Annotated in this window: 21 protein-coding genes; 13 read left to right on the forward strand and 8 right to left on the reverse strand. The window is 51.9% G+C overall.

The window, feature by feature from the left end:
* Positions 1–21: 21 nt before the first annotated feature.
* The 9 genes from fabG to AC5W14_RS13035 all read left to right on the forward strand — a co-directional run bounded on the left by fabG (position 22) and on the right by AC5W14_RS13035 (position 11,943).
* Positions 22–765: a 3-oxoacyl-[acyl-carrier-protein] reductase gene (gene fabG, locus AC5W14_RS12995; RefSeq protein ID WP_496058280.1), complete on the forward strand. Its 744-nt coding sequence runs from the start codon at positions 22–24 to the stop codon at positions 763–765.
* 159 nt (positions 766–924) lie between these two features.
* Entirely contained in the window at positions 925–1,989 is a 1,065-nt protein-coding gene (locus tag AC5W14_RS13000; protein ID WP_496194678.1) for an ABC transporter ATP-binding protein, read from the forward strand.
* Positions 1,989–3,518, forward strand: a complete 1,530-nt coding sequence (locus AC5W14_RS13005; RefSeq protein WP_496194679.1) for an ABC transporter permease/substrate-binding protein — start codon at positions 1,989–1,991, stop codon at positions 3,516–3,518. Before AC5W14_RS13000 ends, AC5W14_RS13005 begins: the two co-directional genes overlap by 1 nt.
* Positions 3,519–3,542: 24 nt before the next feature.
* Positions 3,543–3,956: a CoA-binding protein gene (locus AC5W14_RS13010; protein WP_496194680.1), complete on the forward strand. Its 414-nt coding sequence runs from the start codon at positions 3,543–3,545 to the stop codon at positions 3,954–3,956.
* A gap of 165 nt (positions 3,957–4,121) precedes the next feature.
* Positions 4,122–6,098 carry a DNA topoisomerase IV subunit B gene (parE, locus tag AC5W14_RS13015; protein WP_496058284.1) on the forward strand — a complete coding sequence of 659 codons (1,977 nt, stop codon included), beginning with the start codon at positions 4,122–4,124 and terminating at the stop codon, positions 6,096–6,098.
* Entirely contained in the window at positions 6,095–8,533 is a 2,439-nt protein-coding gene (gene parC, locus AC5W14_RS13020) for a DNA topoisomerase IV subunit A (protein ID WP_496194681.1), read from the forward strand. The genes parE and parC overlap by 4 nt, the downstream gene beginning before the upstream one ends.
* 33 nt (positions 8,534–8,566) lie before the next feature.
* Entirely contained in the window at positions 8,567–9,073 is a 507-nt protein-coding gene (locus AC5W14_RS13025; protein ID WP_496058286.1) for a metal-dependent hydrolase, read from the forward strand.
* Positions 9,074–9,527: 454 nt separating this feature from the next.
* Positions 9,528–10,934: a hemolysin family protein gene (locus tag AC5W14_RS13030; RefSeq protein ID WP_496194682.1), complete on the forward strand. Its 1,407-nt coding sequence runs from the start codon at positions 9,528–9,530 to the stop codon at positions 10,932–10,934.
* Positions 10,927–11,943: a CNNM domain-containing protein gene (locus AC5W14_RS13035; protein WP_496194683.1), complete on the forward strand. Its 1,017-nt coding sequence runs from the start codon at positions 10,927–10,929 to the stop codon at positions 11,941–11,943. Before AC5W14_RS13030 ends, AC5W14_RS13035 begins: the two co-directional genes overlap by 8 nt.
* A 944-nt stretch (positions 11,944–12,887) precedes the next feature.
* On the opposite strand, the gene AC5W14_RS13040 is transcribed toward AC5W14_RS13035, so the two are convergent.
* The 8 genes from AC5W14_RS13040 to AC5W14_RS13075 form a co-directional block, all read right to left on the reverse strand.
* Complete coding sequence (locus AC5W14_RS13040) at positions 12,888–13,925, reverse strand: WD40/YVTN/BNR-like repeat-containing protein (protein ID WP_496194684.1); 1,038 nt, start codon at positions 13,923–13,925, stop codon at positions 12,888–12,890.
* Positions 13,926–13,973: 48 nt separating this feature from the next.
* On the reverse strand, positions 13,974–15,497 hold the full coding sequence (locus tag AC5W14_RS13045; protein WP_496194685.1) for an acyl-CoA carboxylase subunit beta: 1,524 nt from the start codon (positions 15,495–15,497) through the stop codon (positions 13,974–13,976).
* Between the two features lie 22 nt (positions 15,498–15,519).
* On the reverse strand, positions 15,520–16,662 hold the full coding sequence (locus AC5W14_RS13050) for an acyl-CoA dehydrogenase family protein (protein WP_496194686.1): 1,143 nt from the start codon (positions 16,660–16,662) through the stop codon (positions 15,520–15,522).
* A 42-nt stretch (positions 16,663–16,704) separates the two neighbouring features.
* Positions 16,705–17,487 carry an enoyl-CoA hydratase gene (locus tag AC5W14_RS13055; protein ID WP_496194687.1) on the reverse strand — a complete coding sequence of 261 codons (783 nt, stop codon included), beginning with the start codon at positions 17,485–17,487 and terminating at the stop codon, positions 16,705–16,707.
* Between the two features lie 13 nt (positions 17,488–17,500).
* The gene (locus AC5W14_RS13060) at positions 17,501–17,713 is read right to left on the reverse strand and encodes an acetyl-CoA carboxylase biotin carboxyl carrier protein subunit (RefSeq protein WP_496058293.1); all 213 of its coding nucleotides are present in this window, start codon (positions 17,711–17,713) and stop codon (positions 17,501–17,503) included.
* Between the two features lie 71 nt (positions 17,714–17,784).
* Positions 17,785–18,249, reverse strand: coding sequence for a nucleoside deaminase (locus AC5W14_RS13065; RefSeq protein WP_496194688.1), 465 nt, complete (start codon positions 18,247–18,249; stop codon positions 17,785–17,787).
* 71 nt (positions 18,250–18,320) lie between these two features.
* Positions 18,321–20,267, reverse strand: a complete 1,947-nt coding sequence (locus AC5W14_RS13070) for an aconitate hydratase (RefSeq protein ID WP_496194689.1) — start codon at positions 20,265–20,267, stop codon at positions 18,321–18,323.
* 146 nt (positions 20,268–20,413) lie between these two features.
* Positions 20,414–22,135: a sigma-54-dependent Fis family transcriptional regulator gene (locus tag AC5W14_RS13075; protein WP_496194690.1), complete on the reverse strand. Its 1,722-nt coding sequence runs from the start codon at positions 22,133–22,135 to the stop codon at positions 20,414–20,416.
* Positions 22,136–22,360: 225 nt separating this feature from the next.
* On the opposite strand from AC5W14_RS13075, the gene AC5W14_RS13080 reads away from it, so the two are divergent.
* The 4 genes from AC5W14_RS13080 to AC5W14_RS13095 are packed head-to-tail and all read left to right on the forward strand — an operon-like array spanning position 22,361 to position 26,518.
* Positions 22,361–23,467 (forward strand): 2-keto-3-deoxygluconate permease, encoded by a 1,107-nt coding sequence (locus tag AC5W14_RS13080; protein WP_496058297.1) that lies wholly within the window; start codon positions 22,361–22,363, stop codon positions 23,465–23,467.
* A gap of 17 nt (positions 23,468–23,484) precedes the next feature.
* Entirely contained in the window at positions 23,485–24,774 is a 1,290-nt protein-coding gene (locus AC5W14_RS13085; RefSeq protein ID WP_496194691.1) for a four-carbon acid sugar kinase family protein, read from the forward strand.
* Positions 24,774–25,769: a 4-hydroxythreonine-4-phosphate dehydrogenase PdxA gene (pdxA, locus tag AC5W14_RS13090; protein WP_496058299.1), complete on the forward strand. Its 996-nt coding sequence runs from the start codon at positions 24,774–24,776 to the stop codon at positions 25,767–25,769. The genes AC5W14_RS13085 and pdxA overlap by 1 nt, the downstream gene beginning before the upstream one ends.
* A complete protein-coding gene (locus tag AC5W14_RS13095) occupies positions 25,766–26,518 on the forward strand; it encodes an amidohydrolase family protein (RefSeq protein WP_496194692.1) in 753 nt (250 codons plus the stop codon). Before pdxA ends, AC5W14_RS13095 begins: the two co-directional genes overlap by 4 nt.
* Positions 26,519–26,553: the final 35 nt, after the last annotated feature.

Below are 26,553 nucleotides of genomic sequence, written 5' to 3' on the forward strand. Positions count from 1 at the left end.
CAGAAAGGATCAGGATAAATCATGAAACGATTAGAAGGAAAAACAGCGGTTATTACAGGAGGCGGCCGCGGCATTGGCGCGGCTACTGCCAAAAAGTTTCTCACAGAAGGCGCGAACGTCGTGATCGTGGATGTGAATCAGGAAGACCTCGACCACGTTGTTAACGAATCAACAGAGTACGAAAGTCACATACTCGGGCTTAAAGCCGACATTACAAACAAAACCGATATTGACCATGTCCTCGAAAAAAGCGTTCAAACGTTTTCGAAGGTGGATATTTTAATCAACAATGCCGGGATTACAGCAGACGCCCAGCTGTTAAAAATGGAAGAAGAGGACTGGGACAAGGTCATAAACGTTAATTTAAAAGGCGTATTCCTCATGACCCAGAAAGCGGCGGCGCTCATGAAAGAGCAGGAGTCCGGTGTGATTTTAAACGCCTCCTCAGTCGTAGGTATCTATGGCAATTTCGGCCAGACCAACTACGCAGCCTCCAAGTTCGGCATCAATGGCATGACGAAAACGTGGGCGAAAGAGCTCGGGCGCTGGAAAATCAGGGTGAACTCGGTGGCACCGGGCTTTATTCTGTCCCCGATGACAGAGAAAATGCCGGAAAAAGCCTTGGCAATGATGAAAGAAAAAGCGGTGCTCGGTACGCTCGGCACCCCCGAAGACATTGCCAACGCCTACGCATTTCTCGCTTCAGACGAAGCGTCCTTTATTACAGGCACCGTCCTGAATGTAGACGGCGGTGCGGTAATTTAACCAATAAATCAACAGACCGGAGGAGACACCACGTCCCCTCCGGTTTTTTGTCGTCCCTTTTTGTTTGTAAAGGATTGGAAGATGAAATATGATTAGGTCAGCTTTCCTCCCCCTGTATGCGAGGCAACAGGCGATTATACCAAGAAAGGGCTTGACGACATGATATCTTTTCACGACATTACAAAGCAATTTGCAGACCAGTCCACCGCCGTAGAACAATTTAACCTGACAATCAACAAAGGCGAGTTTTTTGTTCTGATCGGCCCAAGCGGCTGTGGAAAAACGACCACGCTGAAAATGATCAACCGCCTTATTGAACCGACTTCCGGCCGCATTACCATCGAGGATAAAGATATCACCGACTGGAACCGCCAGGAGCTGCGCTGGAACATCGGCTATGTGCTCCAGCAGATTGCCCTGTTCCCGACGATGACGATTGCCGAAAACATCGCAGTCGTACCGGAAATGCGCAAGTGGAAAAAAACAGAAATCCATGAGCGGGTGGATGAGCTCCTCCGCATGGTCGGCCTCGATCCGGATACTTATCGGAACCGCCGGCCCTCCGAACTCTCCGGCGGACAGCAGCAGCGGATCGGTGTTATCCGTGCCCTGGCCGGCAACCCGGACATTATTTTAATGGATGAACCGTTCAGTGCGCTCGATCCGATCAGCCGTGAACAGCTGCAAAAAGATATCCGCCGGCTTCAGGCCGATATCCAGAAAACGATTGTGTTTGTGACGCACGATATTGACGAAGCGCTCGCCCTTGGCGACCGCATCTGTCTGATGAAAGACGGCCATATCGTTCAGGTGGGCAGCCGCGAAGAGCTTGTAAATGAGCCGGTCGACGATTTTGTGAAAAGCTTTATCGGCGACCGCCGCGACCCGTGGGACACCCGGGTAAAAGAAGTGATGAATCCGGACAGCCACCTGCTCGCACGGCATCAGGAAGTCAGCGGGTATCCCCTGTACCCGGCGCCCCTTTATATTTTTAGAGACGACCGCACGTACGTCGGACGGCGGGCAGCCGAAGGCATCGTATCCAATGATCCGGCCGTGCATCCGGACGACACGCTCAAACATGCTTTGAAATCCTTTGACAACACGGAGCTCGATGCGCTTCCCGTGCTGACCGGCACCCGCATTGATGGGGTCCTCAGCTACCGGGATATTGTCCAGTTTATGAAAAAAGCCCAGCTGAAACCGGAAGGGGAGCTGGCCTGATGGCGACCTTACAGGAACTATGGGAGCTGTTTTCCACCCGCCAGGGCGAATTCTGGCAGGTGATGTGGCAGCACGTGCATATGTCCGTCGTGGCGCTGTTGTTTGCCGTTCTGATTGCCGTCCCGCTTGGCATTATTCTTACCCGGAAGCAGAAATTTGCGGAGCCGATTATTGGAGTCGCTGCCGTGCTGCAGACGATTCCGAGTCTGGCGCTGCTCGGGTTTATGATCCTGCTTTTGAATCAAATTGGCACCCTGCCGGCCGTAGTCGCTCTTACCGCCTATGCGCTTCTTCCCATTCTGCGGAATACATACACGGGCATACAGGGAGTCGATCCGTCGATTCAGGAAGCAGCTGTCGGCATGGGGATGTCTTCGTTTCGAAAGCTTCGTAAAATCGAGCTTCCGATGGCGATGCCGATCATTATGGCGGGCATTCGCACGTCGATGGTTTTAATTGTCGGCACGGCTACGCTCGCAGCGCTGATCAGCGCCGGCGGCCTCGGCGACTTTATTATGACCGGGATCGACAGAGCAAACAATGCGTATATCCTCCTGGGGGCTCTTCCCGCAGCTCTTTTGGCCCTGTTTTTTGACTTTATACTGCGCATGACGGAAAAGCGCTCCCAGGGGAAAACGCTCGCCCCTATTTTTGTTGTGCTCGGGCTGTCGATTGCGATCGCTCTGGCGCCGCTGTTTTCCTTTGCCCAGCAGCCGCAGATTACGATCGGCGGCAAGATTACCGCTGAGCCGGAAATTATTGCGAATATGTACAAGCACCTCATTGAGGAGGAAACGGATTTACTGGTGGATATCCGCACCGGGATGGGAAGCACTGATATTGCGTTTAACGCGCTTCAGTCCGACGATGTCGATATTTACCTGGAATTCACCGGCACGGCACTGACGACACTGCTCGATGAAACGCCGGAGCCGGGAACGACCGAAGAAGAAGTGTATGAACGTACGAAAATAGGCCTGATGGAAGAATACGACCTGGCCTATCTGGAGCCAATGGCCTTTAACAATACCTATGCGCTTGCGGTACGGGCAGAAACCGCTGAAGAGCTCGGCATTGAGACGATCTCGGACATGGAGCCATACCGGGATCAGCTTACCGCCGGCTTTACGTTTGAGTTTGCCGACCGCGAAGACGGGTATATAGGGTTACAGGACATCTACGGCTTTTCTTTTGAAAATGTAGAGACGATGGATTCAGGTCTGCGTACCCGGGCATTAACGACCGAACAGGTTGATTTTATTGATGCCTTTTCGACAGGGGCAGATATTATCGAGTACGACCTGGCCCTGATGGAAGATGACGAGAATCTGTTCCCGCCTTACCAGGGAGCACCTCTCATGAAACAGGAAACGCTTGAAGAGTATCCGGAACTCGAAGAGCCCCTGAATCGTCTCAGCGGGATGATTACCGATGAGGAAATGCAGGAGATGAACTACAAAGTGGAATACGAAGACGAAGACCCTTACGACGTAGCAGAAGAGTTTCTGCAGTCGGTGGATTTACTCTAACCCTGATGTTAAAGGAGAGATACAATGGCACACAAGAACCCGAACCAGCAGAAAATAAAACAGATACTGGATACGAGCAAACGCATTGCAGTGGTGGGGCTGTCTGACAACCCCTCGCGCACATCCTATCAGGTGAGCAGCCAGATGCAGCAGGCCGGATATGAGATTATCCCGGTGAACCCGACTGTCGATGAGGTGCTTGGCGTCAAAGCCGTGAAGCGCCTGCAGGATATTGACGGACCGGTAGACATTGTGAACGTATTCCGCCGCAGTGAGTTTCTTCCCCATGTTGCCCGCGACGCGCTCGAGATTAACGCCGGCACCTTCTGGGCCCAGCTCGGCGTATCCCATCCAGAGGTGACGGATATTTTAAAGGAAACAAATACCAATGTCATTATGAATTCGTGCATAAAGGTCGAATACCAGATGACACGCTAAAACAATTCCGGGAACCAGTTCAAAGTTGAACTGGTTCTTTTTGTTTTTTTGTGATATTTTGATGGAGGAAGTGTCATATAAAACATACGTTCGTATAAAGGCGTATGGTATGATAAGATATTATACAAAGATATTTGTTTTTGCATGAGAAGGGAGTCGGATTTTTTGGCAGCAAAGGAAACATACCAATATAACGACGAGTCGATTCAGGTCCTCGAAGGCCTTGAAGCGGTTCGCAAACGCCCCGGCATGTATATCGGAAGTACCGATAGCCGGGGACTTCATCATCTTGTTTTTGAAATCGTAGATAACGCAGTCGACGAAGCACTGGCCGGATTCGGCAAAGACATTCAGGTCGTTCTGCATAAAGATAACAGCGTCAGCGTGTCTGACGCCGGAAGAGGCATGCCGACCGGAATGCATCAAACCGGCAAGCCAACGCCGGAAGTCATCCTTACCGTGCTTCATGCCGGCGGTAAGTTCGGCCAGGGCGGCTATGCGACGAGCGGAGGGCTCCATGGCGTAGGGGCTTCTGTTGTGAATGCTTTGTCTGAATCACTCGACGTGATGATTGACCGCAACGGCGAGAGCTTTCAGCAGTCGTTCCGGGACGGCGGCAAGCCGGTGACCGGCCTTGTAAAAAAAGGACCCACAAAAAAAACAGGCACGACGATCCGGTTTAAGCCGGATCCATCGATTTTTAACCATACGGTGTTTCAGTATGACACGTTAGCTGAACGCTTAAGAGAAGCGGCGTTTCTTTTGGGCGGAGTAACGATCGGTATCCGCGATGAACGCCAGAAGGAAGTTGTGACCGATACGTTTTCGTTTGATACAGGCATTAAAGCTTTTGTGGAATATTTGAACGAAGACAAGGAAACGCTTCATCCGGTCGTCTTTTTTGAAGGCGTGAACCAGGATATTGAAGTGGAGACCGCGTTTCAATTCAACGACGCCTACACTGAAACAACGCTTTCTTTTGTAAACAATGTCCGCACAAGAGACGGGGGGACCCATGAGTCCGGAGCAAGATCGGCGCTGACCCGGATTGTGAATGAATACGCAAGAAAGACCGGCCTGTTAAAAGAAAAAGACAAAAACCTCGACGGCTCGGATATCCGTGAAGGCTTTACATCGGTGATTTCGATCCGGGTGCCGGAGGAAAAGCTCCAGTTTGAAGGCCAGACAAAAAGCAAGCTCGGTACACCTGACGCCCGTTCTGCCGTAGAGCAGGTACTGGCGGAGAAACTGACCTACTTTTTTGAAGAAAACCCAACTGTCAGCCAGATGCTGATTAAAAAGGCCGTCAAGGCGTCCCAGGCAAGAGAAGCGGCGCGCCGGGCCAGAGAAGAAGCCAGAAACGGCAAGAAAAACCGGAAAAAAGACGTGCTTCTCAGCGGCAAGCTGACCCCGGCCCAGTCTAAAAATCCAGACCGCAATGAGCTGTACCTTGTCGAGGGTGATTCTGCCGGTGGTTCGGCCAAGCAGGGACGGGACCGGAAATTCCAGGCGGTGCTGCCTCTGCGCGGCAAAGTCATCAATACGGAAAAAGCCCGCATAGACGATATTATGAAAAACGAAGAAATCCGCACGATTATTTATGCTCTCGGGGCGGGAGTCGGTGCTGATTTTGTTCTCGAAGAGCGCAACTACGATAAAGTTGTCATTATGACCGATGCCGATACGGACGGGGCCCACATTCAGGTGCTGCTGCTGACGTTCTTTTACCGGTACATGCGGGAGCTGATTTCCTCCGGGAAGGTGTACATCGCCCTGCCGCCGCTGTACAAGGTAAGCAAAGGCTCCGGCAAAAAAGAAAAAACAGAATATGCCTGGGATGAAGAAGGCATGCAGGAAGCGATGAAAAAAATCGGCAAAGGCTATATCATTCAGCGCTACAAGGGTCTCGGGGAAATGGATGCCACCCAGCTGTGGGAAACGACAATGAACCCGGAATCACGCACGTTGATCCGGGTGACGATTGAAGACCTCGCCCGTGCCGATAAACGCGTCAGCGTACTGATGGGCGATAAAGTAGAACCCCGCCGGAAGTGGATTGAATCGAATGTAGCCTTTGGGCTGGAGGAAGACAGCAACATTCTGGAAAACGAAAACCTTCACCTGGAGGATGAATACGAATGACGCATACAGAGAAGTTTTTAGACTTACCGCTTGAAGATGTTATCGGCGACCGTTTCGGCCGCTACAGCAAATATATTATCCAGGAGCGGGCCCTGCCTGATGCCCGCGACGGCTTAAAGCCGGTGCAGCGCCGGATTTTGTATGCGATGTACCACGAAGGCAATACGTTTGAAAAACCGTTTCGTAAAGCCGCCAAAACGGTAGGTAACGTAATCGGTAACTACCACCCGCATGGAGACAGCTCTGTGTACGAAGCGATGGTACGGATGAGCCAGGATTGGAAAGTCCGCAATGCGCTCGTGCAGATGCACGGTAACAACGGTTCGGTGGACGGAGACCCGCCTGCCGCGATGCGTTATACCGAGGCACGCCTGTCCGCGCTTTCAGCAGAACTGCTGCGCGATATTGAAAAAAGCACGGTTGAATATATTCCGAACTTTGATGATTCCCAGGAAGAGCCGGTTGTGCTGCCGGCAATGTACCCGAACCTGCTTGTGAACGGCTCCACCGGGATCAGCGCAGGGTATGCCACCGACATTCCTCCGCATCAGCTCGGCGAAGTGATTGACGCGGCCTTAATGATGATTGATAAACCGGAAGCCGGTGTTGACGAGCTGATGACCGTGCTGAAAGGGCCGGATTTCCCGACCGGAGGCACAATTCAGGGGCTTGAAGGCATCCGCAGTGCATATGAAACCGGTAAAGGCAAAGTAATGCTGCGTGCCAATGCGGACATTCAAGAGCTCCGCGGAGGACGCAAGCAGATCGTGATTACCGAAATTCCTTATGATGTGGTCAAATCAAACCTGGTTAAAAAAATGGATGAAATCCGCTTTGATAAAAAGATTGACGGTATTGCCGAAGTACGGGACGACACCGATCGGACCGGTCTGCGGATTGTAGTAGAACTAAAAAAAGAAGCCGATCCCGAAAACGTGCTGACTTTTTTATACAAGGCGACCGATCTGCAGATTGCCTATCATTTCAATATGGTAGCCATCTACAACCAGACGCCGCAGCTTATGGGACTTAAACCGCTTCTATCCGCCTATATCGGCCATCAGCGCGAAGTGGTTACAAACCGGTCCCGCCATGAGCTCGATAAAGCGGTCAAGCGCCAGCATATCGTTGAAGGCCTGATTAAAGCCATTTCGATTCTCGATGAAGTCATCGCAGCCATACGGGAGTCCAACGACAAGGCAGATGCTAAACGGAATCTGGAAGAAAAATATTCCTTTACACCCGAGCAGGCTGAAGCAATCGTGAGCCTGCAGCTGTACCGTTTAACCAATACCGACATTGTAACGCTTGAAAAAGAAGCAGAAGCACTCCGCAAAGAGATCACCCGTCTTGAAGGCATACTAAAGAGCGACAAAAAGCTGATGGATGTGATTAAAAAAGAACTAACGCGGATTCGTAAGCTGTATAACGATGAGCGGCTTACTAAAATTGAAGAACATATCCAAGAGCTGGTAGTGGATATGGAAGGAATGATTCCTTCCGAAGACGTTATTATTACAGCCACGCAGGAAGGGTATGTCAAACGGACGAGCATTCGATCCTATTCGGCTTCTAAAGAAGATAAGCCCGGCATGAAAGAAACCGATGAGCTGCTGTATTTCAAGGAAATGAACACAACAGACACGCTGCTGCTGTTTACAAAGCGCGGTCAGTATATCTATATGCCGGTTCACCAGCTTTCCGAGATCCGCTGGAAAGACAACGGCCAGCACATCGGTAACCTGGTGCAGCTGGAGGCGGGCGACGAACTGATTAAAGCCCTGCCGATCCGTACGTTTGATACGACAAACGAACTGCTGTTTATTACCAAGCAGGGACTTGTCAAAAAAACGCCGCTGAATGTGTACAAAGCCCAGCGTTACTCTAAAGCACTGACTGCAGTGAAGCTTAAAGACGGCGATCAGGTAACAGCAGTACTGGAGCTGGAAAAAGAAACCGATCTATTTTTAGCCAGTTCCTTCGGCTACGGCTTACGCTTTCCAATCGAAGATATTCCCGTTGTCGGCAAACAGGCCGCCGGGGTGAAAGGCATCAATCTAAAAGAGGGGGATGAAGTGGTCAACGCGCTCCCTGTAACAGATAACACGGCACTTGTTCTTGTCACCCAGCGTGGGGCCGTTAAGAAAATGAGCGCCGGGGACTTTGAACCGGCAAAACGGGCCACAAGAGGCCTTGTAATGATTCGTGAGCTCAAATCGAACCCCCATCGGATTATCGGTCTTTACAAGACGGCGTCCGGCGATCAGGACATTGTGCTTCGGACCGATAAAGGCGTCACCCATACTGAGAATTTGAAACGATTCCGGAAAAGCGATCGGTACAGCAGCGGATCCTTTGTCATTGATGAGAAAAAGCAGGGAAAAGTAAAATATGTATGGACTCCTATAGAGCATAAATTAGCTAGTAAACCATAACATTATTATGTAAACAAGAGTGGGGCGGACATCATGAGAGCAGCAACACACACCGCAGGCGCCCTCGCTGCAGGATCTGCAGCAATCTATTTTAACGGGGCACCCCAGGCAGTCGAACAGGACATGGTGCAGGCGGCCGTTTTCATCGGGTCCTTGATGTTCGGCGGACTGCTGCCGGACATCTGCCAGCCGAATTCCTGGATGGGGCGGCGTTTGAAAGCAACGTCCTATATTGTATTTAAGCTGGTTGGCCACCGCACGTTAACGCACAGCCTTGTTGGAACAGCAATAGTGTTTATTCTAACGGGGCTGATTCCGGGATTAACAGGAACGGTCATGCAGGTAGGCATTACAGCCGGCGTGATCAGTCACATTTTACTTGATATGCTGACACCCAAAGGCGTTCATTTGTTTTTCCCGGTGCGGTACAACGTGCGGTTTCCATTCGGGAAACTGACGGGGTCTAAACCAGGAGAATTTCTAATCTTTATGCTGTTAAGTTTCTTTTTTGTAAGCGGCATATGGCAGATCATTGGATAGCAGAGCAACCCCCGGTAACCATATCTATGGCTGCCGGGGGTTGTTTATTGTCTATAGATTAAAATGAGTTGAGGCGCTGTGAGAGCAAACGACAGGAGATTGGTGGGCCGGCATTAGTTGGCTGAAAGTGGATTATAACGTTCATTAAGGTGGGAGGGCATACGAATAAGGAAGAGGTGGTGGTCTTTAAAAAAGAATTCTGCACGACATGGGAATGAAACCAGTACATAGTTTGTATCTTGTTTTTATATCCAGTTTTATGTATTATTAAAAAAAGTGTGTTCTATACACAATGGAGGAAAATAATGAGTATGGCATGTACGTCAATACAACCGGAAAAGCAAACAATGAATTACGAAAGTGATGATCCACTCTCATGCAGGGGCACTTCACCTTCTAAGAATTCAGAACATTGCGAACAGTATAATTGCAATGATCACGGGGTTGATGGCTTATGTTAATCGCTACGCTCACTTTACTTCTCGGCATTATCGTAATTCTTGCTATCATCGCCGCCAATGGGTATTTCGTTGCGCAGGAGTTTGCCTATATGTCTGTCGATCGTTCACGGCTGGGTGCATTAGCTGATGGTGGTGATAGTGCAGCCAAACGTGCATTAGAGGTTACACGGCGGACATCGTTTATGCTTTCCGGCGCTCAACTGGGTATTACGGTTACGGGTCTGCTTGTCGGGTACGTGGCTGAGCCCCTTGTTGGAAGAAGTTTGGGCATCCTGCTCGGTGGGGTTGGGGTGCCTGCCGCAGTTGGCATTTCGGTTGGTACCATACTGGCTTTGGCTGTATCGACGGTTGTTCAGATGATCTTTGGGGAGTTGTACCCCAAGAACCTCGCGATTGCTAACCCTGAACCGTTAGCCCGGAAACTTGCTCGTTCAACGAATATTTATCTTATTGTTTTCGGGTGGTTGATTACGATTTTTGACAAGTCAGCCAATGCGTTCCTGCGGTTGTTACGAATCGAGCCGGTTCATGACCTTGATAGCAGTGCAACCGCACGCGACCTGGAGCACATTGTGGCCGATTCCCGCGAAAGCGGGGATTTGCCAAAAGAGCTGTCTATCATACTTGATCGCATTCTTGACTTTCCGCAGCGCGATGTTGAACATGCGATGATACCGCACTCGCGCGCGGACACCGTTGGACCGGAAATCACGATCGCTGAGGTACGGTCCTTGATGGCTAAGGCACACACCCGCTACCCGGTTATTAATACCGAGGACGAACCAGTCGGGGTGGTGCATCTCGTCGATGTGTTAGCCTCGCCTTTGGCTGACGAGGCCCCGGTTTCTGCGATTATGAAACAACCGCTGGTCCTTCCTACCGTGATGTCTCTGCCGGAGGCACGAGCACAAATGCTCCATTCGCAGAATGCCCTCGCTTGTGTCATTGATGAGTATGGCGGATTTACCGGCATTCTAACCTTAGAAGATTTGGCTGAAGAGGTAGTCGGTGAAATCTCCGATGAACACGACGATGAACTACCAATGGTCGTTGAGTCTGATAAGGAGGGAGCCTGGCAGATGGGCGGAGATATTCATGTCGATGAGGCCGAACGCGAAATCGGTTATCAACTGCCGCGCGGCGACTATGAAACAATAGCTGGAATGCTTATTGCTTATGGTGGTACCCTCCCCGCCATTGATGAAACGATCAGGGTTAAGTTACCAGAAGATCCAGCTGATCTTGTACATGATGAACCGGTTCGCCGCTACTTACAAGCGAAAATAATTGAAGTAGACAGACGGGTTCCTACTTTAATCTACCTGACACTGGATGAATCGGAAGTCCATACAGAATCAGTATCAACGTCGGCTACACTCAGGAGGGGGAACAATGACTAACCCCTGGATTATTCTAATCGTGACGACAGTTATCATTACACTAAGCGCGTTCTTCGTCATTATTGAATTTGCCCTTCTTGGAGCCCGGCGGCACCGGCTTGAAGAGGCCGCGGTAACCAGCCGCGGGGCCCGCGCTGCCCTGCGGTCGGTGAATGAACTTACCATCATGCTTGCCGGGGCCCAGCTGGGAATCACGGTGTGTACGTTCGCTCTTGGTGCGGTGACCAAACCGGCTGTCGATGCCTGGTTTTCCCCTGTCTTTACGGAGACAGGAATTCCATACTGGCTGGCGGACGGAACTTCTTTCGTCTTATCCCTGCTGATTGTAACGTTCCTGCATCTCGTTATTGGCGAAATGGCACCGAAATCATGGGCTATCGCTAATCCTGAGGCCTCGGCTATTCTGATCGGTTTACCTGCACGCCTCTTTATCTGGCTATTCCGCCCCTTGTTGATATGGGTCAACGGCATTGCCAATCGGCTCGTGAAAGCTTCAGGCGTCGAACCAGTCGATACGGCCGCGATTGGGGGACAGGATGCGGCGACGATCCGCTATCTCGTAGAACACTCGGCTAACGTCGGTGCACTCGATGCCTCCATGCGCACGCCGATTTCAGGCGCGCTTGATCTGGAAACCATGCAGGTCGCTGATTTGATTCCAAAACAAAGTTCTCCCACAACGGTAGCATCTGATGCTACCGCCTATGATGTCCAAAGGGCTACAGAACAGTCCGGTCATAAACGCATCCTCATCATGGCCGAAGAAGAGACGACTCCTGGGGTCGTTCATGTGCGCGATACGCTGCTTGAGCCGGCAGACCGTCCGGCCAGGGAGCTTGCTCGCCCGGCGTTCGTTCTGCAGTCCGAGACACTCCTGCATGAAGCTCTTACAAACATGCGGCGGTCCAGTGAGCAGCTGGCGGTGGTCATGGATGGCTCCGAATTCCTGGGGGTTGTCACCATTAACGACGCCCTGAACAAAGTGCTTCCCCGCATAAGTGAACAATAGCCTGCTGTCTATGTTTTCGAAGGGGAAGAAAGTGCGGCCTTTTGTAATATGCTCAGGATCGAATGTTCTTAACATCTTTATTTGATATACCATGTATTTAACAATTTGAAAAATGAAAAAGCCGAACTTCCGAACATATTTAGAGTAGGAAGTCCGGCTTTTTCAAGGCATATTTTGTTTGACAGTTATTTTTCGTTTTGCATTTACAGAAAAACCCAGCAGGTTAAAATGACTTGAGGCGCTGTGAGAGCAAACGACAGGAGATTGGTGGACCGTTGGGCGCCGTTAGTTGACGTGAGAGCGATGTACAACGCGTGTTTTTATGGAGAAACGGCGTGTGAAAGCATAATAGCAGCGATTCCAGCTGGTATGCATAATAAATAGAGCAGCATTTACAAAGGCAGCATATAAAACTTATAAAATGTTATATCCAAATTGTAATAAATGGATCTAGATAGGAAAAGGTTAAAACATTTACTAGGGAAAACGTTCATTCCATGAATAGAACCGTCTGGGTAAACTGCAAACAAAACCTAGTGGAAATGCTGCATGAAGGTCCGGCGCGAGAGCAAACGAATAAAAAGAAACAGGCCGTCAGACGGATTTAGTTGAACAGAACGCGCTGAAAACGAAGAAATTATGATTAAAAATGACAAACAGCACGGCAAAGTTATGTATAATATATGATGTAAATACCTCAATATTTTTACGTCCCGTCTCATTAATAGTAGTTTACTTAACTAATGAGACTAGAAAGAAGGCTTTTTTTTAACTTCCGATAATATATATTATGTAAACTATAATAAAGGCAATTTATATTTGTAGATAAAATGATCGTTTCTTACACCACTCTCCGATCGTTTTTTCAGCGTGCGTATTCCATCCTGTATGTTACAAAATCCATTGGAATTAATGCCGCACATCCGGGCTTGATCCATCAACAGCTATTCGTCTGTCTCATCCGAAATCGAAATAATCGTAAACCCGGGAAGTCTTCTTGCTTTTAAATGGTCCGGCCATGCCAACGGAACTTGGTTCCATGTTCGTCCGGCATCATTTGAAGTATACATGCCGAGATTGTTTACTGCGTAAAACACACCCGGCTTTGACATATGGGCAGCCAGCGCAAATACCGTTGAACCTTCCGCGTCCGGCAGGCCTTCGTTTACAGGTATCCATGAACCTCCATTTTCCCGCCGTACGACAATGGTATTTGCTTTCTCAGGGCTGTATGCTTCATAAGGGCTTTTGGATGCAGATGCAATCACCGTATCGGCATTTGCGGTATCTGCTGCCACATTTACCAGATAGCTGTACGGCCGCAGCCCGTCATTAACCGTCTGCCACGTCGTTCCGGCATCAAAGCTCTCGGCATACCCCCCGCCGGCCGCTTCATATATACGCCCGGGGACATGGGGATGCATGGCTAACGAGTGGCAGTCGTGCTGGGAATTTGGCTTCCTATCTTCCCAGTGCCTCCCTTTATCCTCACTTTTCATTACGCCTCCCAGCTCAATTCCAACAAAAATACGATGTTCATCGTGGAGATCCGGCTGAATCCAGCGTACGTGATGCGTATGCGGACGAGGCGGAAAACTCCAGGTCGGCCGTGACGGCAGGTCCAGCAAAGACGGACAGTCCGTCCACGTATTCCCGCCATCTTCGGACCGGAACAAGCCGCTTGGCTCCGTGCCTGCCCATACGACACCGAATCCATTGTTGACTTCTGTAGGGCTGACGGCCACACTCATGATCCGCTGATGTGTAATACCGGAACCGACCGGATGCCACGTATCTCCACTGTCGCTGCTGACCCAGAGCCCGTCGTTAAATGTTCCTCCATACAGCTGGCCGGGACGATGCGGGTCTGCGGCCAGACATAAAAACGTATTAGGGGTAATCTTTTCCTTTAATGTCCATTCCTGACCTGCTTTTTTTACTTCCATCATCGTTCTTCTGGCTGAAAAATAGATCACTTCCATACAGCTCACCACCTTGATTTAGTTAAAACAGGCCTGACAAGCGTCCCGTTAAACGGGATATACGCCGTGTTTGCGGTCTGTAAACGTCACCTGCTTGGCCTGGTATACACTGAACCTGGATATGAGTTCGTTTCGAAGGGTGTCCGGCTCGATCACGGCATCGACTACCAGGTCGGATGCCAGCCGGTAAATATCAATATTTTCTTTGAATTCGTCCCTTTTTTCCTTTAAAAACGCCGGCCGGTCTTCTTCGGGAAGTTCCTGTATCTTGTTGGCATATACAGCATTAACAGCCGCTTCCGGCCCCATGACAGCAATCTGCGCCTGCGGGAATGCCAGACAGCAGTCCGGTTCAAAGGCAGGACCTGCCATCGCATACAGGCCTGCGCCATAGGCTTTACGTACAATCACCGATATTTTAGGGACCGTCGCTTCTGCCATCGCGGCAATCATCTTGGCCCCGTGCCGGATAATACCTGCCCGTTCGACTTTGCTGCCGATCATAAAGCCCGGAATATCCGCCAGAAACAAAAGCGGAATCCCAAAAGCATCACAGAGCGCCATAAACTTGGCTGCCTTATCGGCCGAATCCTGAAACAGTACTCCACCTTTTACTTTCGGCTGGTTGGCCACAATTCCTACTGCTTTTCCATCGATACGGGCGAGCACGGTAATCAGCTCCGGAGCAAACATTTTTTTCACGTCAAACATCGAGTCTTTGTCGACTAACCGCTCCAGCAGGTCATACATATTAAAAGGCGCGTTCTGGTTGGCCGGGATCAACTCATCAATGGATGCTGTTAGCGCCGGCTGCACCCCGGCAGGGTGATCGCGTGACAGAGTGCCGTAATGAGAGGGGAAATAGTCCAAATAAGCCTTGGCCTGTACGATTGCTTCTTTTTCATCGGCGGCAAGCACGTCTCCGCATCCGGAGACCGAACAGTGCATCTCGGCTCCGCCCATTTCTTCCAGGCTCACTTTTTCTCCGATGACCATTTCCGCCATCCGCGGCGAACCGAGATACATCGACGCGTTTCCTTTTACCATAATCACGAGATCACAGAAAGCCGGGATATACGCCCCGCCCGCAGCAGACGGCCCGAACAGGAGGCAGACCTGAGGCACTTTGCCGGATAACTTCACCTGATTGTAAAAAATACGGCCGGCCCCCCTCCTGCCTGGAAACATTTCAATCTGGTCGGTGATCCGTGCGCCGGCCGAGTCTACTAAGTACAGCATCGGTAGACGCAGGCGATCCGACGTTTCCTGGATACGAATAATCTTTTCCACCGTTCGGGCGCCCCATGAGCCTGCTTTGATCGTGGAATCGTTGGCCATAAAACAAACGTCGCGTCCGTTCATTCTGCCAATACCCGTTATAACCCCGTCTGCCGGGAGGGTCTCTGCTTCGTAGTTGGCAAATTTCCCGTCTTCTATCTGCACCCCTTCGTCAAACAGGAGCGCCAGCCGCTCCCGGACAAACAGCTTGCCTTTCCCGGTGTTGCTCGTATGGTACTTCTCGGCTCCACCCTGCTCGATTTTCTGCTCTTTTTGCTGGTGCTCGCTTTTCATGACTGCCTCCTTTTAACGGTGATCAGCATCCCAGCTGCCGGGCAATAACAAGCCGCTGGATTTCTGATGTGCCTTCGCCAATTTCCATTAGTTTGGTGTCCCGGAGCATTCGTTCAATACCGTATTCCCTCATATAGCCGTACCCGCCGTGAATCTGCAGCGCCTGGTTGCACGTTCTGGACGCCATTTCTGAGGCAAACAGCTTGGCATAGGCGGCTTCTTTCGTAAACGGCCGGTTATGATCTTTCAGCCAGGCGGCTTTTCGAACCATATTCTGCGCCAGTTCAATTTCCATCGCCATATCCGCTAATTTAAACTGAATGGCTTGAAACGACGAGATTTTCGCCCCAAACTGTCTGCGTTCGTGGGAGTACTGCAGGGCCTTGTCAAAAGCACCCCGGGCGATCCCGACTGCAAGGGCCGCAATCGAAATCCGTCCGCCGTCGAGCGTATGCAGAAACTGTTTAAACCCTTTCGCCGGATCTCCCAGCAGGTTCCCTGCAGGAACCCTGACATCCTCCAGTATCAGCTCACACGTATTGGATCCGCGGACCCCCATCTTGTTGTAGGGACTCGTAATTGTAAATCCTTTCGCATCCGGCGGCACGATAATAGCAGAAATAATGTTTCGTCCGCGTTCGTCTTTGCCTGTGACGGCTGTAACTATAATCGACCGGGCATACTGGGCGTTGGTAATCCAGCACTTTTCCCCGGTAATCCGGTACTCTCCGTCTTCGAGTACGGCCGTTGTTCTCGTGCCTCCCGCATCGGAGCCGGCATTGGGTTCGGTCAGCCCGAATGCCCCGAGCGTTTCTCCTTTGGCAAGCGGAACCAGGTAGTCCTGTTTCTGCTGTTCAGTGCCGTAGTAATAAATCGGTGCGGCGCCGAGTGACACGGCCGCTGCATAGCTAAGTCCCGTGCTGCCGCAGGCCCTGCCTATTTCTTCAACAGCCAGCGTATAGGAAATCGTATCTCCTCCCGAGCCGCCGTATTGTTCCGGAAACGGGATACCCATCAGGCCGAGCTTTCCCATTTCCTGAAACGTTTCAAGCGGAAATACGGCCTGCTCGTCTACTTCCTCCGCCCGGGGGGCAATCACTTCCTTCGCAAAATCACGGGCAAGAGCTGCCACCATCTTCTGCTCTTCCGTCAGCTCAAAGTTCATCAGGATCCCTCCTTTCTAAAAAGCGCGTGATTCGGTATCGGGCTACCTGCCTTTGTAAACAGGAGGTCGCTTTTCCCGGAACGCGTTCAGCCCTTCCAGGCGGTCCTCGGTTAAAAGGGTTGCTTCATACGCCTGCTGTTCGATCTTTAAACCGGCCTCTATCCCGGTATCCATCCCCCTCGTCACAGCGGCTTTTGCCTGCCGGACCGCAATCGGTGCGTTTCGGCAGATCATGTCTGTAAGTTCCGCTGCTTTTTCCGCCAGCCCGGCAAAAGGGACCACATATTCAACCAGCCCGAGCGCCAGCGCATCGTCTGCGCCTATTCTCCGGGCAGTAAAGATAAGTTCTTTCGCTTTGGCTGTGCCGATGAGGCGCGGCAGTCGCTGTGTGCCTCCCGCCCCCGGGATAATACCAAGAGCGGTTTCTGTGAGACCGGTTTTGATGTGATCGGCCGCAATCCGGATGTCACAGGCTAAAGCAAGCTCCAGGCCGCCGCCAAAGGCACTTCCATTCAGTGCTGCAAGCGTCGGCTGCGGCATACCCGCCAGCCGGGCGACGACCGCTTCGATAAGCGCCACCACGTCTTTTGTTTCCGCCGGAGTCATTCGGGCCCGTTCCTTCAGATCCGCTCCGGCGCAGAATGCTTTGGTACCTGCTCCGGTCAGTACGATACACCGCACGCCCGGATCAGTGGAAAGTTCGTCTATCCCCCGGGCAAGCGCATGCAGAAGCTCGATCGATAAGGCATTGGCCGCTTCCGGGCGCTGGAGCGTTATCGTTGCCGCTCCGCTTTGATTGATGGTCCAGTTCACTAGTTCCGGCACTCTGCCTTCCTCCTTATTCAAGCTCGATAATAATATCGCCTTCCTCCACAAAGTCGCCTTCTTTTTTATGAATCGAATGCACCTTGCCGTTTTCTGTCGATTCCATCGGTATTTCCATCTTCATGGACTCCAATACCGCAATTTCCTGCCCCTTGGCGATGTCTTCTCCGACCGCTGTGGTGATTTTCCAGATGCTTCCTGACATTTCTGCTTTGACTTGTTTCATTGCTGGCCTCCTGTGTATACGAATTTAAATAAAGCGCTTTCAAAAATGGATTTGCGGCTGTTTCTCCGTCGCTAGTACCTCGTCTTGTGCAGTTTTTGCTGCCATGTTTGAAAAGGAGCCCCGCTTTCTTGTGTGAGGCGGATAAAAGGAATGGATCGACCGGCCGCCTTCCGGTTTAGTTCCTCGTAAATATGGGCATCATCAAATCCGGCTTCTGCGGCATCGCTCCGGGTCATCGCGTAGTACACCGCCTCCAGTCCGGCCCAGTAAACGGCGCCAAAACACATCGGGCAAGGTTCACAGCTGCTGTACAGGATGCAGCCTTCAAGCTTAAAATCACCCAGCTGCCGGCAGGCTTCCTGTATAGCTACTATTTCGGCATGCGCGGTCGGATTCCTGTTTTTTGTTACCATGTTTTTTCCTGTTCCTACCTCAATCCCCTGTTTCACGACGACGGCGCCAAAGGGGCCTCCTCCTTCCTGTATGCTTTCTTCTGCAAGCTCTGCGGCTCTTTGTATGTATCGTTGATGTGTCATGAAAGCCTCTCCTTTTTGTTAAAAAATAACACCAGCCCGCAGTTGTCAGCCCGGACTGGTGTGGTAATGGATTACTGCTGCGTTTCTCCTTTTTTAATCCAGTTGATCATGCCGCCTTCAAGCATAATTTCAATTTGCCTGCCGGACATAGCATGTTCCACTTCTATAAGGGATTTGCCCTTGATCTCGGCGGTAAGAACTGCTGAGTCCTGCAGCGAGCGGCGCAGGTTTTTAAAAACAATGACGTCGTCCTGCTCCAGCTGGTCATAATCAGATTCCTTCACAAAGGTGAGCGGTACCACGCCGAAGTTCACAAGGTTCTGCCAGTGAATCCGGGCAAAGTCCTTTACGATAACGGCGCGGAGGCCGAGATACCTTGGTGCGAGCGCTGCATGCTCCCGGCTTGATCCCTGGCCGTAGTTGCTGCCGCCGATAATGGCGTGACCGCCCTGGTCCCTCGATGACATGGCTCGTTCATAATAGGTTTTGTCGAGTTTCTCAAAAGTGAATTTGCTGATTTCCGGCAGGTTGCTTCGAAATGGCAGCACCCGGCCGCCGCCTGCCAGTATTTCATCGGTTGATACGTCATCTCCCGTTTTGAAGCCAACGGTCACTTCCAGTTCATCCGGGAGGCTGTCGAATTCCGGAATCGCTTCGATATTCGGCCCTTTGGATAAACGGATCTCTTTTGCTTCTTCATAGGGATAGGGATGCATCAACAGCTCATTGTTGATCGCGGGCTTTGGAATGTCTATCTGCGGGTAGTCCATATCAAGCTCCCGCGGATCGGTAATTTTTCCGGTAAGTGCCGAGGCGGCCGCTGTTTCCGGACTGCATAAAAACACGCGGTCGTCGAGCGTGCCCGAACGGCCCGGGAAATTCCGCGGCACGGTGCGGAGGCTGTTCTTTCCGGAAGCGGGCGCCTGGCCCATACCGATACAGCCGTTGCAGCCAGCCTGATGAAGCCGTGCCCCTGCATCGATTAAATGAGACAGGTTGCCCGTGTTGATCAAGTCAGAGAGTGTCTCCCGGGACGACGGGTTAATATCAAGCGATACGCCGGCTGCGATCGAGCGTCCTTTCATCATTTGGGCCACTATCGCAAAGTCACGGTAGCCCGGATTGGCAGAAGACCCGATGTAAGACTGATAAATAGGCTCACCGGCCGCTTCGCGGACAGGCACAACGTTGCCGGGGCTCGACGGTCTGGCAATCATCGGCTCCAGCTCGGACAGATTGATTTCCTCGTGTTTGTCATAAACCGCATCCTCGTCGGCCAACAGCTCGATCCAATCGCCTCCCCGCTCTTCCATCTCCAGGAAGTGGCGGACCTGCTCGTCGGACGGAAACACAGACGTCGTCGCTCCCAGCTCCGCTCCCATGTTTGCAATCACGTGCCGGTCCATAGCGGTTAATCCGTCAAGCGCGGGCCCGTAGTATTCAATGACGCTGCCCACGCCGCCTTTCACCCCGTGACGGCGCAGCAGTTCCAGAATAATATCTTTCGCACTTACCCATTCCGGCAGCTGCCCCGTGAGCTTCACGCCCCATACTTTTGGCATTTTCACATACACCGGTTCGCCGGCCGCGGCCATCGCGACTTCAATACCGCCCGCTCCCATCGCAAACATGCCGAGGGACCCGGCGGCACATGTATGGCTGTCCGAGCCGAGCAGCGTTTTGCCCGGCTTTCCGAGACGCTGCATATGAACCGGGTGGCTTACTCCGTTGCCGGGCTTGCTGTAGTAAATACCGAACCGCTGCGCCGCGCTCTGCAGAAACAAATGGTCATCCGGATTTTTATAATCCTCCTGAATCAGGTTGTGGTCTACGTACTGCGCGGATACTTCTGTTTTGACGCGGTCAATCCCCATCGCTTCAAGCTCGAGCATCACAAGCGTGCCGGTCGCGTCCTGCGTCAGCGTCTGGTCTATTTTTAAGCCGATTTCTTCGCCCGGCTTCATGTCTCCGGAGATCAAATGGTCCCCGAGCAGCTTTTGCGTTACATTTTTCCCCATTGTTTTCGTCCTCCTGATAATAGAATATTCAGACAGTTTATTCCGTAGAAGGGTGATGGATTATTATCCCTCTTCTTCCTCTCCTACCCTAATTGGTTTTCAGGAAAACAATCCCGTGCCTCTATCCTTAACCGGGGGGGTCTTCGTTAGTTGGCTTCCGCTTCCTTCAATCGGCGCCACAGCGTGGAACGGTTAATGCCAAGCCGTTTGGCAGCGGTGCTTTGGTTGTAGTTTTCCTGTTTTACGACCCGCATAATAATATCAAGTTCAATTTCTTTCAACGATCTGGATAAATCCACTGTTTCTTTTATACCGGATGGCTGCACAGCCACCGTATCTTCTTTTTCCAAATATACGGCTGTGGAGTTGGCTACGGCCCGCTCAATCGCGTCGGAAAGCTCCGAGAGATTATGCTCCCACGGCTGTTTCTTCCAGTAGGTGAGCAGCTTGCTGCCGATTCCAACGACCTGCCTGCCGTATTTCACGTTCGACAAGGAAATAAACAGGCGGGCATAATCTTCCAGGTGATCGATCCGCTCCCGCAGCGGAGGAAGCGTAACGTTTTTTACAAAAGCAGGCACCTTTTCGACCGGCCGTTGTTCTGTCACAAAGAAAACGAGCGCACTCGTATGTGCAGCCGCATCCCAGAGACGGTGTTTCTGCTCGGCCGCAAGGGTCTCCCAGCCTTTCATGTAGTACGTGCCTTTGGAAGCGCCGAGCAGTCTTTCCAGCTCCATAAACGTATCAGCGGGTATCCGGTCTTCCACCGTTACCTGCCAAATGTCGTGGGAGTAGCTGTGTCTGTGCTGGTGCATCGCATACGCCAATGATTTTTTGCCGGTTCCTGGTGCCCCGCTCAGTAAAAAGGCCGACGCGTCTGCTGCACGCCTGCAGTACTCAATTATTTCTTTTAACGTCGGATCGGTTTCGCTCAGCTGGGTAAACGAAATCATTCCTGTCCGGAACGGATGCACCGACAGGCCGACGCGGTCGAGCGCGTAGCGGCTCTCCTCGATACATTTCACCAGATAGTGGGGTTTTCCCTGGACATCGAGGCTCGTGCCTTCAATAATGACCCGCCGTTCATGCACTTCTGCTTTTTCCTGGATGTACGGTTTTCCAATACAGCGCAGCAGCAGGCGGTCCACCGGCGACTCGATATCTTGTATATAGTCCTGCTGTTGAAACATATGGGCAAACGCCGGATTCATGTAACGGATTTTCCCCGTATGTTCAAACAAAATAATCCCGTCGGATAACGTATGCATCATGGACTGGTAGGAAGCCGTTTCCTGCTTGTTTTTTAAGAGCACACGGCCGATCTGTTTGGCCTGAAGAAGTGCCTGGGCGACCGATTCCTTGCCGGAAGTGATCATTATGCCTTTCAGACCGAATTTCTCCGCAAAGCTCATCGTCACCGCATCACCAATAATTAACGTCGTCCCCTCCTCCCATGCCTCATACACGGCGCGCTCTGTTTCAGCCGGTGTGTTTATTTTTGTGTACGGGATCGAAAACGCCAGCAGCTTGGAGACTTCACTGACCCCGTTGCAGACGCTTGGGAAACCGATCACCCGCGCCTGTTCTTTTGTGCCTTTCACAAGCAGCAGCGTCCGCAGAATATCAAATCCGGACACATCTATTTCCACAAGCGGCACTTCTGTATGTCCTTTAATCGTTGCTGCGGTCAGTCCCCGGCTGACAATTACATCCACGCCACGCTCTTCGAGCAGCGCCGCCTGCCGGAGCGCATCCACTTCTCTCGTCACACTCAGGTCTATGTCAATGCCGGGGATCAAAGCCGCCTGCTCGAGCACGACATGTTCCAATCCTCTGTATGGGGCCAATACACCAATTTTTACTGTCATTTCCATCTCCTTTTAAAAAAGTGTTTCATATTTAAACAATAATTGTCTGGATGTTGCATTTTTAAATGCTTGCTGTAACAATCATTATAAGTTTATGAAAGCGTTTGTCAATTCGTGCCGGCTCTTTTTTTCCTAAAGTAACGATCGACAAGAAACGATTATTCTGTCTTTCTTGTCGATTTTACCCGCACAATTGAAAGCGTTTACCAAAAAGGAGGAGCATGTATGCGAATTAAGAAGACGATTGAGAAAGTCCCGGGGGGTTTAATGGTTGTACCCCTGATGCTCGGTGCTTTTTTAAATACGATTGATCAACTGCAGTTAGGATTTGTCGTTCAATTCCTTCAGTTTATCGGCGCCCCCGAAACGGAGGAAGGCACATACGAGTTTCTCCGCATTGGTGGCTTTTCCCAGGAGCTCTTTAAAGACGGAGCGCTCGTCCTGATTGCGTTGTTTCTCTTTTGTGCCGGTTCCCAGATGAACTTAAAAATTGGCGGCAAGGCATTAAAAAAAGGCGTTCTGCTCACATCCAGTAAATACTTAGTCGGCCTGTTAATTGGTCTTGCTTTCGGTTTCTTTTTTGATCCGATGAGCGGCATCCTTGGCCTGTCCACGGTTGCGATTATCGCTGCCATGACTAACGGCAACGGCGGCATGTACGCAGCTCTTACGAGTCAGTACGGTAACCGCTCTGACGTAGGCGGCGTCGCTGTTCTGTCCATCAACGACGGTCCTTTCTTTACGATGATGTCTCTCGGCCTGCTTGGTGCCACGTTCCCATTTGCCACGTTCCTTGCTGTGCTGCTGCCGATTGCGATCGGTATGATTTTAGGAAACCTTGATGAAGATATCCGGGATTTTCTACGCCCGGGAGAGATTCTTCCCGTACCGTTTTTCGCCTTTGCCCTTGGCGCCGGCATGAACTTCGCGCTCTTCTTTAACCCGGAAGTCGTCGGAGCAGGTATAGCCCTCGGCCTGATGACAACCATCCTTACCGGCCTGGGCGGGATTTTAGTGTTCAAGCTGTTTAAAGAAAGAAGCTATATTGCCCCAGTGGCCGAAGCCTCGACAGCCGGAAATGCGGTCGGGACCCCGGCGGCGATTGCAGCAGCTGCCGCTACCTCTGCTGCCAGCGGTGCGATGAGCCAGGCCGATGCCGATGCCTACCAGAACCTGGCCAGCCTCGCCACGGCCCAGATTTCGATTTCGGTTATCGTGACCGCGATTCTTTGTCCGATAGCCGTTATCCTTATTGACCGGTACCAGCGCAGACGCGGCATTATCGGAACAAAAGAGGATTTTGAAACAGGCGGCAGTGACGAAACCAAATAGCAGCGAGGTGTTTAACAGTGGATTTATGTATTATTGCCGATGACTTGACTGGAGCGAATGATGCGGGCGCCCAGTGTGCCGGAAACGGTTACACGCCCGCTGTCGCTTTAACAGACACTCTTTCTGCCTCCCTGCTTGAGGAGCAGGTATTAATTGTAAATACCGATTCCCGGCCGCTTGGCGCCCAACAGGCGTATAATAGAGTACGCCGCACAGCAGACACTCTTGCTGCCGGCAAGCCGGACATCGTTTATAAAAAACTTGATTCCACCCTCCGCGGGGCGGTAGGAGCAGAACTCGATGCCGTGTACGATGCATTCCGGCCGGATTTTATTGTTGTTAACCCGTCCTACCCGGCCAAACACCGGGTCATTAAAGAAGGATGGCTGTATGTGAACGAGGTACCGTTACAGGATGCAGGCTACACAACCTTTGCAGGCCAAACCGCTGTTACGTCCAGCGTGGTGGAGCTTATCGAAGCCACGAGCACCCGGCGGGCGGTTCATCTGGCCGCCGATACGCTTCACGGAGCGGAGCTGGAATCTGTACTCGCCGGCCTGAAGCAGGAAGGTACCGCTTTTCTTTCGTTTGACAGCCGGACAGAGACCGACCTGCAGGCAGGAATGGAGCGTCTGCAGCGTTCAGGCTATTCGATCATTTTTGCCGGATCGGCGGGAGCGGCGGCGTACCTTTTCCCTTCCCCGTCCAACACGCAGCACAATCCGGTCTACGAGACGCTGCTGAAAGAACCGGTACCGCGCTCAGCGCTGTTTGTAGTGGGCAGCCGTTCGGAAATAAGCCGCAGGCAGCGCCAGACACTAATGACCGAACCGGCGGTTGTTCCTGTATCCCTGTCCCCTGCTCTGTTTTTTGACCAGACAAGCCGGGACAAGGAAATGAAGAGACTAATCGAACAAATCATCCATCAGCAGCCTGCCTACCTTCTATTGTATATAGAGTCCGGCCGGGCGGCAGTGCAGGCAGTCGAAAAGCACGCAGCCGCAGCCGGCCTGAGTCTGCAGGAAGCGTCGCTGTATATGGCGGAGCAGACCGGCGGCATCGTGCGCCGTATTTATGACAGCGTACCGTATGACGGGCTGTTTCTTACCGGGGGCGATATCGCTGCAGCTGTCTGCACGTCCCTTGGCAGCGATTCACTCGAGCTTTACGGGGAATGGGCACCCGGCATTCCTCTCGGCCGGTTAAAAGGAGCCCGGCGTCCTCTCGTGATGACAAAAGCAGGAGGGTTTGGCGACGAAACATCCCTTGTCCAGGCTCTACATTTTTTTCAAGGAGGCACACCGTAATGAACAAACCAATTATTGCTATTACGATGGGCGACGCTGCCGGCGTCGGCCCGGAGATTATCGTCAAGGCCCTGCAGGATGAAACGATCTACACCCGCTGCCGTCCTTTCGTTATCGGAGACACGGCACGTTTAAACGAGGCGGCTGCCTTATGCGGCCTGTCTATCAAAGCCGCTTCTATTTCTTCAGTCGCGGAGGCCGCTTTTTCTCCGGACGTGATCGACTGCCTGCAGGTAGGAGCACTTCCAAAGAATCTGGCGTTTGGAAAATTGTCGTTTGAAGCGGGAAAACACGCGTACCTGTATGTGGAAAAAGCCGTAGCGCTTGCAATGAATCAGGAAATAGACAGCATCTGCACAGCTCCGTTAAATAAAGAAGCCATGCAGGGGGCAGGCTACAAGTACCCCGGGCATACGGAAATTCTTGCGGGCCTTACCGGCACAAAAGACTATTCGATGATGCTCTCTGCCCCTAACTTGAAAGTTATCCATCTGACAACCCATCTGGGCCTGCGGGATGCCATCGATGCGATTACACCGGAGCGGACCTTTAAAGTATTGACGCTTGCCCACGAGACACTGACCAAAGCCGGGATCCCGAATCCCCGGATCGCTGTATGCGGCATTAATCCCCACGCCGGGGAAAACGGTCTTTTCGGGCAGGGCGAAGAAGAAGAAAAGCTTGTTCCTGCCGTGAAGAAAGCACAGCAGCAGGGCATGGATGTCGTCGGTCCCTGGCCGGCGGATACACTCTTTTACCGGGCCGTCCGCGGTGATTTTGATATTGTCGTCGCCTGCTATCACGATCAAGGCCATGCCCCGGTGAAAGTGCTCGGCCTCGAAGCCGGGGTCAACATTACCGTTGGGTTAAATCACGGCGTCATCCGCACGTCCGTGGATCACGGCACTGCCTTTGATATTGCCGGCAAAAATATCGCCGATCCGAGAAGCCTGCAGGCTGCCCTGCAGTCCGCCATTGAGCTTAGTCCCGTATGATCGAGCTGTTTGACGCGCATTTCCATCTAGTGGACCCGCAGTATCCGCTCACGGCTAATCAGGGCTATCTGCCCGCCCCATATACGATCACAGACTACCAAAATGAAACAAACGGCCTGATGATCCGCGGCGGGGCGCTCGTGTCTGCTTCCTTTCAAGGGAACGACCAGTCTTACCTGAAAGCGGCTCTGCGCCGTCTTGGTACCCGGTATGTCGGGGTCACCCAGCTGCGGCCGGAGGTCAATGTCGCCGAGATTGAAGAACTTGATAAAATAGGCGTGCGGGGTATCCGCTTTAACCTGCACCGGGGCACCCCCGCGTCCCCGGCCGTCATGGAAAAGCTTGCCCGGCGCGTATATGATGCATGTGGATGGCACGCGGAGTTCTATGTTCCGTCCAGCCGGCTCCATGAATATACCGGCCTGCTGGAGGCGCTTCCCGCGGTCTCGGTGGATCATCTGGGCCTGACCGCCGCCGGATTCGATGACCTGCTTCGTCTTGTGTCCAAAGGCGTTCGTGTAAAAGCCACGGGATTCAGCCGCACAGAGATCGATGTCGAGAAGGCTTTAACCCGTCTTTCTGCCGAACACCCTGCGGCGCTTATGTTTGGAACGGATCTGCCTTCTACCAGGGCTCCGGAACGATTCAGTCCGGCCGACATTCAATGCATTACAGACACCTTGGGCGAAGCCCAGGCGGCCTGCGTTTTATCAGGCAATGCCCGTTCCTGGTATCGTCTGGCCGATTAATACGAAAGAAACCGCCGTATCAGCGGCGGTTTTTG

The organism is Sinobaca sp. TMA16-18 (assembly GCF_059510535.1).